Source organism: Methylocystis sp. B8 (assembly GCF_005771425.1).
Taxonomy (GTDB): Bacteria; Pseudomonadota; Alphaproteobacteria; order Rhizobiales; family Beijerinckiaceae; genus Methylocystis.
Window position 1 is genome coordinate 362,672 of record NZ_VBTZ01000002.1, and the last position, 14,551, is coordinate 377,222.

Here is a 14,551-nt window from a genome sequence, read left to right on the forward strand (position 1 = left end):
AAAGATGAACGTATCTGCGCCCTTTATCCGCCGGCCGGTGGCGACGTCGCTTTTGGCGTTCGCCGTACTGCTGTTTGGCGTGATGGGCTATTTGCGGCTTCCCGTCTCGCCGTTGCCGCAAGTCGATTTTCCGACCATCCAGGTGACGACGCAGCTCCCTGGCGCCAATCCGGATACAATCGCCTCGCTGGTGACGGCGTCGCTCGAACGGCAGTTCGGGCAAATTCCGTCGCTGACCAGCATGTCGTCGCAAAGCTCCTTCGGGCTATCGCAGATCACGTTGCAATTCGATCTCGACCGCGACATCGACGCGGCTGCACAAGACGTGCAAGCGGCGATCAACGCGGCAGCCTCGACGCTGCCGCGAAACCTTCCTTATCCGCCGGTCTACGCCAAGGTTAACCCCGCTGACACGCCGATCCTGACGCTGACGCTACGCTCGAAGACGGCGACGCTGCGCGATTTGAGCGATCGCGCCGACACGCTGATCGCGCCGCAACTCTCGCAGATCTCGGGAGTCGGACGCGTGTCGGTAGAGGGCGGCGTGCGTCCGGCGGTGCGTATTCAGGCCGACCTCGCCCGTCTTGCGGCCAATCGCATCGGCATGGAGGATCTGCGTCTCGCGATCGCGTCGGCGAACATCGCCGGCGCAAAGGGCTCGCTCGACGGCAGGCGGCAGTCGTATACGCTTGACGCCAATGACCAGATTCTGCACGCCCGCCAATACAAGGACATTATCGTCGCCTGGCGCAATGGCGCGCCGGTGATGCTTCGCGATGTCGCCGAGGTCATCGACGGGCTCGAGAACGCTCGCGTCGGCGGCTGGCACGATGGCGAGCAAACTGTCGTTCTCGACGTTTTGCGCCAGCCCGGCGCAAACATCATCAACACCGTAGAGCTGGTGAAGAACGAGCTGCCGCAGATTCAGCGGGCGCTGCCCGCCGGCATGTCGCTTGAGATCGTCAATGACCGCACGGTAACAATCCGAGCCTCGATCTTCGAGGTGCAGTTGACGCTTGTCATCGCCGCGGCGCTGGTCGTGCTCGTCGTGCTCATGTTCTTGCGCAGCTGGCGTGCGACCGTCATCGCGGGCGTCAGCCTGCCGCTCTCTATCATCGCCACCTTCTCGACCATGTGGGCCGCGGGCTTTTCGCTCGATAACCTTTCGTTGATGGCGTTGACAATCGGCACGGGCTTCATCGTCGACGACGCAATCGTGATGATCGAGAACATCGTGCGCAACATCGAGGAGGGTAAAGCGCCGCGTCAGGCTGCGCTCGACGGCGCCCGACAAATCGGCTTCACCGTCGTGTCGCTGACCGTATCGCTCATCGCGGTGTTCATCCCGCTCTTGTTCATGACCGGCATCGTCGGACGCATGTTCCGCGAGTTCGCGCTGACGTTAACGATGGCCGTCGTTGTTTCGGCGGCGATCTCGCTGACGCTAACGCCAATGCTTTGCGCCGCGCTGCTGAGGTTTGCGCCGCCGCGGGGACAATCGCGATGGGAGCAGCTTTCACTCGCGATTGATCGCGCCTATCACGTCTCGCTCGATTGGGCCCTGAAGCGCGAGAGATTCATGCTGGCGCTGACGGTGGCGACGCTCGCGCTCACAATCGCCCTCTACATCGTCATCCCCAAGGGCTTCCTGCCCCGGCAGGACACTGGCGTTCTCTCAGTTGTGCTGGAGGCTTCTCCAGACGCGTCCTTCGACAGGATGACGGCGCTGCAAGCGAAGATCTCTGAAGAGTTTCGTCACGACCCGGACGTCAAAGGCGTCACGTCGGTGCTTGGCGTCGGACCGCTCAATGCGACGACGAATGTGGCGCGCCTCACCGTATTGCTGCGCCCGCATAGCGAGCGGCGCGAAAACGCCGAAAAGATTGCCGACCGACTGAAAGAGGCGGGGGAAAAAATCCCCGGCGTCACGCTTTACGTCCAGCCGATTCAAGACATCCAGATCACGACGCGGCCGAGCCGCTCGCAATATCAATATACGTTGACCGCCGCCGACGGCGGGGAATTGCTCACCTGGTCCAACCGACTGCTCGATCGTCTGCGGACGACGCCAGGGTTGCGCAACGTCGCCGCCGAAACGCAGGACGGCGGTCTGCGCACGCTTATGCATATTGACCGCGAGAAAATGGGACGGCTCGGCATCACGGCGCAGAATGTCGACGACGTGCTCAATGACGCCTTCGGGCAGCGGCAGATCTCGACGATCTATACGCAGTCAAACCAGTATCGCGTCATTCTCGAAGCCGCGCCGCAGTATCTGCGCGATCCGCAGGCTTTAGAAAAACTCTATGTCGCGCCGCTCGGCGGCGGGCCACAGACGCCGCTCGGGACTTTCGTGCGCCTCGAAAATCTCTCTGCGCCGCTGTCCGTCGCGCATCAGGATCAATTTCCGGCTTCGACAATCAGCTTCGATCTTGCCGAGCGATATTCGCTTGGAGACGCTGTCAAAATAATTGCCGACGCAGAGGCCGCGATCGGCATGCCGTCGTCGATAATGGGCGTATTCAGCGCCGACGCCGCCGAATTCAACAAATCGCTGGCGAGCGAACCCTGGCTCATTCTCGCGGCGATCGTGTCAATCTATGTCGTGCTCGGCGTGCTCTATGAGAGCTTCGCCCATCCGTTCACCGTGCTGACGACGCTGCCGTCGGCGGGCGTCGGCGCGCTGCTCGCGCTGCTCGCGCTCCACATCGAAATGTCGGTCATTGCGCTGATCGGCATCGTTCTGCTGATGGGCATCGTCAAAAAGAATGCGATCATGATGATCGACTTCGCGCTGGACGCCGAACGCGACGACGGACTCTCCGCGCATGACGCAATCGTGCGCGCCTGCCATCTGCGTTTCCGCCCCATCATGATGACGACGCTCGCGGCGCTCTTCGGCGCACTGCCGCTCGCGCTCTCACATGGGCCGGGAAGCGAACTGCGCATTCCGCTCGGCGTCGCGATCATCGGCGGACTGCTCCTCTCGCAGGCGCTGACGCTCTACACGACGCCGGTCATCTATCTCGCGGTAGAGCGACTACGCGTCCGGCTGTCGCCGCCGCAGTTCGCTGAGCAAGACGAAGTCGCCGAGCTGCCTAAGCCGCCGACGCGGGAGGCCGCCGAGTGAACGTCTCCGCGCCCTTCATCAAGCGGCCAGTCGCAACGACGCTGCTTGCTGGCGCGCTGTTCCTCGTGGGCGCCGTCGCCTATTTTTTCCTGCCTGTAGCGAGCCTGCCGGCTGTCGACTTTCCGATCATCGGCATCTCCGCGACGCGGCCCGGCGCCGATCCGCAGATCATGGCGGCCTCTGTCGCGGCGCCGCTCGAACGGCGCCTATCCAGCATCGCCGGCCTGAACGAGTTGACTTCAGCGAATTCGCTCGGTTCGACGCAGATCATCGCCCAGTTCGACATCTCGCGGCCACTCGACGCCGCTGCGCGCGACGTGCAGGCGGCGATCAACGCCTCCATCACCGACTTGCCGACCGATTTGCCCACGGCTCCTATCTATCGAAAGGCAAGCCAGTCGAGCATGCCGGTGCTCGTGCTAGCGCTAACGTCCGACACGTTACCGACGAGCGCGGTTTTCGACGCGGCAGACTCCGTGATTGCGCAGCGAATTTCGCAAGTTTCCGGCGTGGCCGAGGCGCGCCTCGCGGGCGCTGAGCAGCCGGCGATCCACGTTCAAGTCGACAGCGCGCGTCTCGCCGCCATGGGGCTCGGCGTCGACGCCGTCGCCAATGCGCTTAACGCCGCCAACGCCCATTCCGCCGTGGGCGCGCTCGCTGGAGCCGCAAGGGAAATCACGCTTGCGACAACCGATCAATTGTCGACGCCGGAGGATTATCGCAACATCGTCATCGCATCGCGCGCCGGGGCCGTCGTCAAGCTTGGCGACGTCGCCAAGGTCGAACTCGGCGTAAGAAACCGCAACTCCGCAGGTTGGTTCAACGGCAAGCCGGCCGTGCTCATTATCGTCACCAAGCAGCCCAACGCCAATGTGATCGAAACGGTTGATCAGATTAAAGCGCTGCTGCCACGCCTCAAGGAATGGATTCCAAGCGGCGTCAAGATCGATGTGCTTGCCGACCGAACGCAAACGATTCGCGCCAGCATTCACGACATTCAACGCACGCTGGCGATTTCCGTCTTGCTGGTGATGATCGTCGTTTTTGTGTTTTTGCGCCGCTCCACGCCTGTCATAGCGGCCGGCATTACGGTGCCCCTCTCTCTGGTCGGCACCTGCGCGGCGATGTGGGCCGCCGGTTTCTCAATCGACAATCTATCGTTGATGGCGTTGACGGTCTCGGTCGGCTTCGTTGTCGACGACGCTATCGTCATGATCGAAAACATCCAAACCAACACCGAACGCGGTCTGAGTCGCCTTGAAGCGGCGCTCGTGGGTTCGAAGCAGATCGGCTTCACAGTCCTTTCGATCAGCCTGTCGCTTGTCGCCGTTTTTATTCCGCTCCTTTTTATGGAAGGCGTAATGGGCCGGCTGCTGCGCGAATTCGCCTGGACGCTGACCTTCGCCATAGCGATTTCGACGGTCATCTCTCTTACCGTGACGCCGATGATCTGCGCGCGCTTGCCCGCTCAACGCGAAAAGCCGCCCTCCCGCTTCGATCGGATTGTTGAAGGCGCTCTCGCCCGCGTCGTCGATTTTTACGCGCGCAGCCTGCGGCCGGTGATCGACCATCCATGGGCGACCCTCATTGTCGTGATCCTTTCGATCGCCTGGACAGTCCGTCTCTACGAGACGATCCCCAAGGGCACGCTGCCGCAAGATGATATCGGCTTGATCAATGGAACGACAGAGTCGTCAGGCGACGTGTCTTTCACGGAGATGGCGCGTTTGCAGCGGCTCGCTTCCGAAACGCTGCTCGCTGATCCTGATGTGGTCAATGTCGGCTCGTTCATCGGCGCTTCACACCTGACCGCCTCGATGAACCAGGGACGGCTGTTCGTCGCTTTGAAGCCAGCGGACGAACGGCGCTCGTCGAGCAAGGAGGTGATCGCGCGCCTACGTGGCGAATTCGCGAAAATTCCAGGCCTCAGAGTGTTCATGGTGCCCTCTCAAGATTTGCGATCGGGCGGACGGCTGAGCAAGGCGCAATATCAGTTCACGCTGTCGAGCCCGTCGGTTGAAATTCTCGAAGCGTGGCGCGATAAGGTGCTGGAGCGCTTGCAGCAGGCTCCTGAACTCATCGATGTGACCTCCGACCAAGAGACAGGCGGCCTTCGCGCGAACGTCGTCATCGATCGCAACGCCGCATCCCGCATGAATGTGCAGATCGCCGCCATCGACGCGGCGCTGAACAGCGCCTTCGGCCAACGGCAGGACGCGATCATCTACACTCAGCGCAACCAGTATCGCGTGATCTATGAGACGCCGCCGGAACGGCAGCGAGACATTCGCGACCTCGCCGGAATTTATGTCTCCTCATTGACCGGCGAACAGATTCCGCTGACTGCGCTTGCGCATATCGAGCGCAGCTCGACGCCCCTTGTCGTTCACCATCAGGGCGTGCTGCCGGCCACGACCATTTCCTACAATGTCGCGCCCGGCTACAGTCTCGACGCGACAGTCACGGCGATCGAAAAAGCAATCGCCGAACTTAATCCGCCTGGCGGACTGCGCGCGGAATTCGCAGGCGACGTGGCGGATTTCCGCAAGGTGGCGGCTGGAATGGCAGGGCTCATCGTCGCCGCTCTGCTCTCGGTATACATCATTCTCGGCATTCTTTACGAAAGCCTCATCCATCCAATCACGATCATTTCGACCCTGCCCTCTGCTGGGCTTGGCGCGTTGCTGTCGCTTGAGTTGTTTGGCGTCGAATTCACCATCATCGCATTTATCGGCATTTTGCTGCTGATCGGCATCGTCAAGAAGAACGGCATCATGCTTGTCGACTTTGCTTTGCAGGCCGAAAGAGAAGGCGGCCTGTCGGTGCATGACGCCGCGCTTGAGGCGGCGCGCGAACGCTTCCGCCCCATTCTGATGACAACGCTGGCGGCAATTTTCGGGGCGCTTCCCCTCGCCTTCGCGACCGGCATCGGAGCCGAGTTGCGGCGACCGCTTGGCATCACCATCGTCGGTGGTTTGGTGCTCAGCCAGGCGCTGACGCTCTATACGACGCCAGTGATCTATTTGTTGATGAGCAAGCTCAGGCGCAAGAAGACCGCGCCTTCGCACGAGCGGATCACGCCGTTAAAAGTCCGCGGCGCTTGAGGTCAGTGGGCCTGCGTTCGCGGGGTCTCGAAGAAGAAGCGCAGCACCTGCGCCGCGCCGCAATCCTCGATCGGCACATGCCAGAACTTTGAATCGAGATCGGGGAAGCGCTCCATCGGCAATTGGATCTGCGTGAGCCGCGCATGATTGTCGAAACCGCGCAGCATGGCGCGCTCAAACAATTTCAGCAGCTGCTCTTCGCAGTCTGGCACTTCGGTGACGGTAAGAATGGTGTTGTTGGCGAGCGGGAAAACTTTCTCGAAGAGCTGTTCCAAATTGACCGGCGCCATGTTCGCGTCTCCGACGCCCCCAAATGGAGCTTCGATTATCCGGCGATTCCTAACGCTCCAACCTATCACGCCCACGCCTAAGAGGCTTGCGCGGTAATGGGTTATTTCCAGGAGTCCACAGGAAAGCCGAGTTCAGCCTTTCAATTATTTAAGGCGGAGTTGTGGACTCGGCCAGTTTTCCCCAACTGTCCTCGAAGATCAGATTTTCCAGGGGAAGACGCGACGCCCAGCGTTTGACCTCGAGTTCAGGCGATTTGTAGGCCTGCGCGACATAGCCCACGCAAAGATAGGCGACTACGGCTATCTCATTGGGAATATTGAATATGTTACGCAATTCAGCTTCCCTAAGGATGCTCACCCATCCGACGCCGACGCCTTCGGCGCGGGCCGCGAGCCAAAGATTCTGAACCGCGCAAGCGGTGCTGAGGATGTCTGTGTCAGGTTGCTGGGTGCGCCCGAGCCCGGTCGCGCCAAACCGAGCGCGATCGCACGTGACGCAAATATTGAGCGGCGCCTTTATGATGCCTTGCAGTTTCAAGCTCCGGTAGAGCGAACGCTGCTCCGGCTCCAAAGCCTGTTCCTCGGCCTCGCAAGCGCGCCGAAAGGCGGCATAGGCGGCGCGCCGCTTCTCTATGTCCCTGATGACAATGAAGTTCCATGGCTGCATGAAGCCGACGGAGGGCGCATGATGCGCAGCGTCGAGGATGCGCAGCAGGACCTCGCGTGGCACGTCGCCGGGCAGGAACTCGTCGCGAACGTCGCGGCGGGTGTGGATCACGCGATAGATCGCCGCTCGTTCGGCCTCGCTAAACGCTGAGGCAGGCGCGAGAGCTTCTTGCAGTTCGTCCTTCTTCTCAGCCGCGTCAGCCGCCATCGAAATTCTCCAGCGCTTCGGCGAGCCGCGCCCAAGCGGCGGCGTTTCCCGGCAGGCCAAACCGCAGCCAGTCCGGTTTTTCGGCGAACGCGCGCGTCAATAAGCCGCGAGAGGCGAGATGCGAATGCCAGCGATCGGCCTGCGGATGCGCCGCAAGCCGAAACAGCGTCGTTCCGCCCGCGATCTGAAAACCCGCATGGGTCAGCAGCGCGTCGAGACGCGCCGCGTCCTGCGCGCTGGCGTGTGCGGCGCTCGTCCGCCAAGCGTCGTCTGCAAGCGCACGGGCGCCAATCGCGAGCGCCGGCCCTGATACGGCCCAAGGTCCGAGCGCGGCGCGAAGCTTCGCTGCGCGTCCACGCGAGCAGAGCGCGCAGCCGAGCCGCAATCCAGGATGCCCATAGGCCTTTCCAAAGGAGCGCAGCACGATGAGGCTTTGGTCATGCACGAAACCCACGACGCTGCGCTCTGGCGTGAAATCCATGAAAGATTCATCGACGATCAACAGACGGTCGCGCTGCGCCATCTGCGCGGCTGTCGATAAAATTTGCGCCGGCTCGACGACCCGTCCGTCAGGGTTGTTGGGGTTGACGATCACGCCAACGTCGGCGTCCGCAAGCGCGTCCAGAGTCTCCACAACATCTACCTGCGCGCCGGAAGCGGCCCAACAGGCGGCGTGTTCCGCATAGGTGAAGCCGAGGATTGCGACTCGTTTCGCCGGGAAAACGCGCGGAAGCATTTGAATGAAGGCTTGCGCGCCGGCGCCCGCAACGATGTCGACCCCTACGGGCGCGCCATAGGCCTTACGCGCTACGCTGTCGAGCGCGGAGAAAGCGTCGTCGTCGGGAAGTCGCGTAAAAACCTCGTCTGCAAGCCTTGGCAACGGATAGGCGCGCGGATTGACGCCGGTCGACAAATCGATCCACGGCTGTGGCGCCTCGGGATAGAGTCGGCGCGCGGCGTCAAGCCGCCCACCATGCGCCACGGATGGCGGCGCGCCGATGGCGGAATGCGCCGTCATCGCGCCATCTCCCACAGCGCGTCGAGATCGATATGGCGCGCGCAATGCGCCGCAAGCGCATCGAGCGTCTCGTCGATCGACTCTTCGTAATGCAGCGAAGACGGCGGCGCACCGAGCATGCGCAGCAGCGACGCGCGCAAGGAATCGTCCGCGAAGATTCCATGCGCATAAGCGCCCGCGACGAGGCCGTCGCGCGCGGTCGCGCCATCCGCACGCCCGTCATCAAGCCGCAACGCTGGCCGCTCGCAGTCGGGACCGAAGGTTTCGCCGACATGCATCTCGTAACCGCAGAAAGGCGCGTCGAAAATCGGCGCCTGGCCGCTGACTGGCGTCAGCGTCTTTTCGCCGGTCAACGCGGTCTCAACGTCGAGAAGACCCAATCCCCGCGCTTCTCCTTCGGCGCCTTCAACGCCGAACGGATCGCGAATGACGCGCCCGAGCATCTGATAGCCGCCGCAAACCCCAAACACGCGGCCGCCGCGGCGCACATGGGCGAGAATGTCGATGTCCCAACCAGTGGCGCGCAGCGCCGCGAGATCGGCGATGGTCGCTTTCGATCCTGGCAAGATCACCAGTTGCGCCTCTGGCGGCAGCGGCTCCCCATCTTTAAGGAAGATCACGCGCACGCCCGGTTCGGCCTTCAGCGGATCGAGATCATCGAAATTAGCGATATGCGGCAAGAGCGGAACGGCGATCAGGACTCCGTCGCGCTGATCGTGGCCTTGCCCACGCAAACCGAAGGCGTCTTCAGCCGGGAGGCGCACGGCGGCGGCAAAATAAGGCACGAGGCCAAGCGAGCGCCAGCCCGTCCGCGCTTCGATGAAGCGCATGCCATCGTCGAAGAGCGATGCGTCGCCGCGAAATTTGTTGACGATGAACCCTTCGATCATCGCCGCGTCGTCATCGTCGAGCGCCGCCTTGCAGCCGACGAGTTGCGCAATGACGCCGCCGCGGTCGATGTCTCCGACAATGGCCACTGGGGCGTCTACTTCGCGCGCGAAACCCATATTGGCGATGTCGTTCTTGCGCAGATTGATCTCGGCGGCGCTGCCGGCGCCTTCGACGATGACGATATCCGACTCAGCCTTCAGGCGCGCGTAGCTCTCAAGCACAGGCTGCATCAGACGCGGCTTCAATTCCTGATAGTCGCGCGCTTTCGCCTGTCCGGCGACGCGACCCTGCACGACGATCTGCGCGCCAGACCCGCCTTGTGGTTTGAGCAGCACCGGATTCATGTCGATACGAGGCGTAAGACGCGCGGCGCGCGCCTGCAAGGCCTGGGCGCGGCCGATCTCGCCGCCGTCGACAGTCACCGCGGCGTTGTTCGACATGTTCTGCGGCTTGAAGGGCGCGACTCTGACGCCGCGATTGGCGAAGGCGCGCGCGAGACCTGCGACAAGCAACGATTTGCCGACATCGGAGCCCGTGCCCTGAATCATCAGCGTGCGGCTCATGAAGCGAGGAAAGCCATCGCCGCATCGATGCTATGCGTGGCGGCGGCGTCGCCGCTCGCTGGACGCGCGATCATGACGACATCGAGCTTCAGCGTCCGCGCCGCCTCGATCTTCGCGTACGCGAGCGCGCCGCCGCTGTTTTTGGTGACGACGATCTCGATACGGCTGTCGCACATCAGCGCGACTTCATCTTCGAGCGCGAAGGGACCGCGGCCAAAGATCACCTCGCAAGAGGGCGGCAGGTCATCAGTCTGCGGCGGCTCGATCACCCGCAAGAGATAATCATGCTGCGGCGCGATGCGAAAGTCCGCGACGCCCTGGCGGCCGATTGCGAGAAAGACCCGGCGGGGCGCGGCGCCAAGCGCACGCACGGCTGCGGCATTGTCCGCGACCTCCCTCCAGCGGTCGCCTTGCGCAGGGGCCCATGGCGGACGCGTCAGCACAAGCAGCGGCACGCCGGCAGCGATGCAAGCGGCGTGGGCATTGGCGGATATGCGCGCCGCAAAGGGATGCGTCGCGTCAATGACATGAGTGATGCGCTCATCAAGGAGATAGCGCGTCAACCCTTCAACGCCGCCGAATCCGCCCACGCGAGTCGGCAGATCATACGCCCGCGGCGCGCTGGTGCGTCCGGCAAGCGAAATGACGCCTTCGAGACGCGGGTCGGCGGCGATGCGCGCCGTAAGCGTGCGCGCTTCGCTCGAGCCGCCGAGCACGAGCACGCGGCGGCAGGGCGCAGCGCTCGAAAGAGCCGAAGACGGAAGCGCATGCTTCACGCCAATTTCAACCGATCCATTCGCGCACGTCACAATAGACCCAATCGAAGTTTCACGAATGTCATTCCCGGGGCGCATAGCGCGATCCTGCTCGACTCATGTCGCTATTCCGGATTCCCGGTCGAACCTTCGGTTCGCTGGGAATGACAGTCCTGAAGCGCCAGATCTGGGCTTTATATCATGGCCGGTCCGGCGCGGGACTCACTCGGCGGCGAGTTTCACCGCGGACGGGTGACGATATTCAGCCATGAGCCGCTCGCGCTCAGCGTCTACGGCAGCGATGTGACGCGCCTTGATATGGCCGAAGCCGCGAATGTGCTCCGGCAAACGCGCGAGCGCGACGGCGCTCGCGTGATTTTCCGGCGTGAGCGAAATGGAAAATTCATCGAGCAGCGCTTCGTAGTCACCGAGCAATCTCCGCTCCACCACGCGGTCATGATCGAAACGGAAGACATCAAGCCATGTGTTGCGCAAGCTCTTCATCTTCGCCAACACGCGCAGCACATTGAACATCCAAGGTCCAAATGTGAACTTGCGCGAACCGCCGAAGTCAGTCTTGCGCTGCAGTGAAGGAAGACTGGGCGCAAGATGCAACTCAAGACGCAGGTCGCCCTCAAAGGTTTCGTCGAGTTGGCGCTGAAAGGCGCCGTCCGTGTATAGCCGCGCGACCTCGTAATAGTCCTTCGCCGCCATCAGCTTGAAAAGATAGCGCGCGACCGCTTCGGTCACTTCGCGCGAACCCGGCGCGCGAAGGGCTTCGAGTTTGGCGATCTTCTCGACATGGGCGCGATAGCGGGCGGCGTAGGCTTCATTCTGGTAGTCCGCGAGAAAAGCCGCGCGACGTTCGATGATCTCTTCGAGAGTCTTCGATTTCTCTCGATTGCGATTGGGCTGACGCAGCGATTCGACGACGGCGAGCACGCTGCTCAGATCATGAGCCGCGCGCCTGCCCCAGAGAAAAGCCGAATGGTTCATCGGCACGGATTCGCCGTTCAACTCAATGGCGCGCAGGATCGCCGCGTCTGACAAAGGCAAATAGCCCTTCTGCCAGGCGTAGCCGAGAATGAAAATATTTGCGGCGATGGAATCGCCGAGCAGCGCCTGCGCTAGCGCCGTGGTGTCGATGAAGGTCGACTCCGGGCCGCCTGCGCGGCGAATCGCCTGCTTGATCTCTTCCGACGGTAAAATGAAATCTGGATTGCGCTCAATGTCGCCGGGAAAAACTTCGGCGCAGTTAACCAGCACCGCCGTCTTACCCTGCTCCACGGCGGCCAGCACCTGCTTTGCGCCGGCGACCACAAGATCACAGCCCAACATCAGATCGGCTTCGCCGGCCGCAATGCGGATGGCGTGAACGTCCGCCGGGGTCTGGCCGATCTTCACATGGCAATAAACCGCCCCGCCCTTCTGCGCGAGGCCGGCCATATCGATGACGCCGACCCCTTTGCCCTCGAGGTGCGCCGCCATGCCGAGAATGGCGGAGACGGTGACGACGCCGGTGCCGCCAAGTCCTGCGATGAGGACGCCATAGGGTAAGGCGCCGATCTCAGCGATGCGAGGCTCTGGCAGCGCGGGCTGGCCGCTTGCGTCTTCCTTCGAAGGCAGCGGCGCCTTCTTCATGCGCCCGCCATGGACTGTGACGAAGCTCGGGCAGAAACCTTCAAGGCAAGAAAAGTCTTTGTTGCAGGCGGACTGATCAATACGCCGCTTGCGGCCGAATTCTGTCTCGACAGGTTGCACCGCGACGCAGTTCGACGCCGTGCCGCAGTCGCCGCAGCCTTCGCAGACAAGTTCGTTGATGATGACGCGCGAGTCTGGATCTGGCATCAGCCCGCGCTTGCGCAGACGACGTTTTTCGGTAGCGCAGGTCTGATCGTAGATGAGGACGGTTACGCCCTCGGTCTGCGCCAATTCGCGCTGCACCTCATTGAGGACATTGCGGTGATGAATCGTCAGGCCCGGCGGCCAGTCAATCGGCGACGCATATTTGCCCGGCTCGTCAGTGACGAGCGCGATTTTCTTCACGCCTTCGGCCGCGACCTGCTGGGCGATCCTTTCAACCGTCAATTCCCCTTCATGCTTCTGGCCGCCGGTCATGGCGACGACGCCATTAAAGAGAATTTTGAAGGTGATATTGGTGTTGGTCGCGACAGCAAAGCGGATGGCGAGCGAGCCCGAATGGTTATAGGTGCCGTCGCCGAGGTTTTGGAACATATGCTTGCGCGTCGAGAACGGCGCCTCGCCGATCCAGTTCGCGCCTTCGCCGCCCATATGGGTGTAGCCTTCGGTCGAGCGGCCCATCCATTGCGCCATGTAATGACAACCGATGCCGGTATAGGCGCGCGAGCCCTCCGGCACATGGGTCGAGGTCGAATGCGGACAGCCGGCGCAGAAATGCGGCACGCGAACGGTGACGTCGGTTATCGTGCGGCGGCGCTCCTGCAGCCTCTCGAGGCGTCGCAAGCGCGCTTCAAGCTCCTCGATGGGATGATATTTCAAAAGACGGCGGCCGATGGCGATGGCGACGTCATTGGCGTCGAGCGCGCCCTTGACAGGAAACAGCCACTCGCCACGCTCGTCCTTCTTGCCGATGCAGAGCGGCTGATGCGGCGCGCCGTATAATTCTTCGCGCAACTGCACTTCGATCAGCGAACGTTTTTCTTCGACGACGATGATGAGGTCGAGACCGCGTGCGAATTCGCGCAAGCCCTGCGGCTCTAGGGGCCAGGGCGCCGCGATCTTGTAAAGCCGCAGACCGAGATCATTCGCCTTGACTTCGTCGAGGCCGAGATCGTCCATCGCCTGACGCACGTCGAGGTATGACTTGCCGACCGTAATGACGCCGATCTTCGGATTGGCGCCGCCCGACGTAATGATGCGGTTCAAGCGATTGGCGCGAATGAAGGCGAGCATCGCGTCGCGCTTGCTCTCCTGCATACGCTCTTCCTGAGCGAGAACTGGATCGCCGGGGCGAATATTGAGGCCGCCCGGGGGCATGAAGAAGTCCGGCGGCAGGATCGGACGGACCCGATCAGGCGAACCGTCGATCGAAGCCGTCGACTCGACCGTATCTTTGAGAAGCTTCAAGCCGACCCATACGCCCGCAAAGCGCGACAGGGCGAAACCATAGAGTCCGTAGTCGAGAATTTCCTGCACGCCGGCGGGCGACAGGATCGGAATCATCACGTCGACGAAATGGTAGTCCGACTGATGCGCGGTGGTGGAGGATTCCGCAGTATGATCGTCGCCCATGAGGGCCAGCGCGCCGCCATAGCGCGAGGAGCCGGCGAGATTGACATGCCGAAAAGCGTCGCCGCTGCGGTCGACGCCGGGACCTTTGCCGTACCAGAGCGAGAAGACGCCGTCATATTTGCCTTCGCCGCGCATCTCGGCCTGCTGCGCGCCCCAGATGGCGGTCGCCGCGAGGTCCTCATTGAGTCCTGGCATGTACACGATATTATTGGCGTCGAAGAGCGCCTTGGCCTTGTGCATTTGGGCGTCGACGCCGCCAAGAGGCGAGCCGCGGTAGCCGGTGACGAAGCCCGCGGTGTTCAGTCCGGCGCGGCGGTCAGCCTCCTTCTGCATGAGGAGCAGACGCACAATCGCCTGAGTGCCCGTGATCAGCACGCGCGATTTATCGAGGTCAAATCGATCTGAGAGCGACGCCTCGGCGAAGGCGGAGCCGGTCACTGCGTCGCCGGCGGCAATTTCCGCCATTACTGCTCTCCTGCGCGAATTCGGCGAAGCGCGCTTGGGACTCTTGCGCTCACACGCTAAAAGACAAGGATCAACCCGTGAACGAATCCGGTTTAACGACCCAGCCGGTTGCGGCATCCCGCCGCGCAGCGCTCTGCCGGCGCCGACTCTGTATCCGCCACCTTATGCCACAGGAAAGCGCCTTTTCA

8 protein-coding genes are annotated in these 14,551 nt (G+C 62.3%); 2 read left to right on the top strand and 6 right to left on the bottom strand.

Annotated elements, in window-relative coordinates:
- The first annotated feature begins 4 nt into the window (after positions 1-4).
- Entirely contained in the window at positions 5-3,130 is a 3,126-nt protein-coding gene (locus FEV16_RS06555) for an efflux RND transporter permease subunit (protein WP_138166831.1), read from the top strand.
- Complete coding sequence (locus FEV16_RS06560) at positions 3,127-6,234, top strand: efflux RND transporter permease subunit (protein ID WP_138166832.1); 3,108 nt, start codon at positions 3,127-3,129, stop codon at positions 6,232-6,234. The genes FEV16_RS06555 and FEV16_RS06560 overlap by 4 nt, the downstream gene beginning before the upstream one ends.
- Before the next feature lie 2 nt (positions 6,235-6,236).
- Here the strand turns inward: FEV16_RS06560 and FEV16_RS06565 are convergent, their stop codons facing one another.
- From FEV16_RS06565 to FEV16_RS06590, 6 genes are all read right to left on the bottom strand, one after another.
- Positions 6,237-6,524, bottom strand: coding sequence for a hypothetical protein (locus FEV16_RS06565; protein ID WP_138166833.1), 288 nt, complete (start codon positions 6,522-6,524; stop codon positions 6,237-6,239).
- A 148-nt stretch (positions 6,525-6,672) separates the two neighbouring features.
- Entirely contained in the window at positions 6,673-7,398 is a 726-nt protein-coding gene (gene bluB / locus FEV16_RS06570) for a 5,6-dimethylbenzimidazole synthase (RefSeq protein ID WP_138166834.1), read from the bottom strand.
- Positions 7,388-8,416 (bottom strand): threonine-phosphate decarboxylase CobD, encoded by a 1,029-nt coding sequence (cobD, locus tag FEV16_RS06575; protein ID WP_138166835.1) that lies wholly within the window; start codon positions 8,414-8,416, stop codon positions 7,388-7,390. The genes bluB and cobD overlap by 11 nt, the downstream gene beginning before the upstream one ends.
- Complete coding sequence (locus tag FEV16_RS06580; protein ID WP_138166836.1) at positions 8,413-9,870, bottom strand: cobyric acid synthase; 1,458 nt, start codon at positions 9,868-9,870, stop codon at positions 8,413-8,415. Before FEV16_RS06580 ends, cobD begins: the two co-directional genes overlap by 4 nt.
- Positions 9,867-10,646: a cobalt-precorrin-6A reductase gene (locus FEV16_RS06585; protein ID WP_246657203.1), complete on the bottom strand. Its 780-nt coding sequence runs from the start codon at positions 10,644-10,646 to the stop codon at positions 9,867-9,869. Before FEV16_RS06585 ends, FEV16_RS06580 begins: the two co-directional genes overlap by 4 nt.
- A 201-nt stretch (positions 10,647-10,847) precedes the next feature.
- Positions 10,848-14,363 carry an indolepyruvate ferredoxin oxidoreductase family protein gene (locus tag FEV16_RS06590; RefSeq protein ID WP_138166838.1) on the bottom strand — a complete coding sequence of 1,172 codons (3,516 nt, stop codon included), beginning with the start codon at positions 14,361-14,363 and terminating at the stop codon, positions 10,848-10,850.
- Positions 14,364-14,551 lie beyond the last annotated feature (188 nt).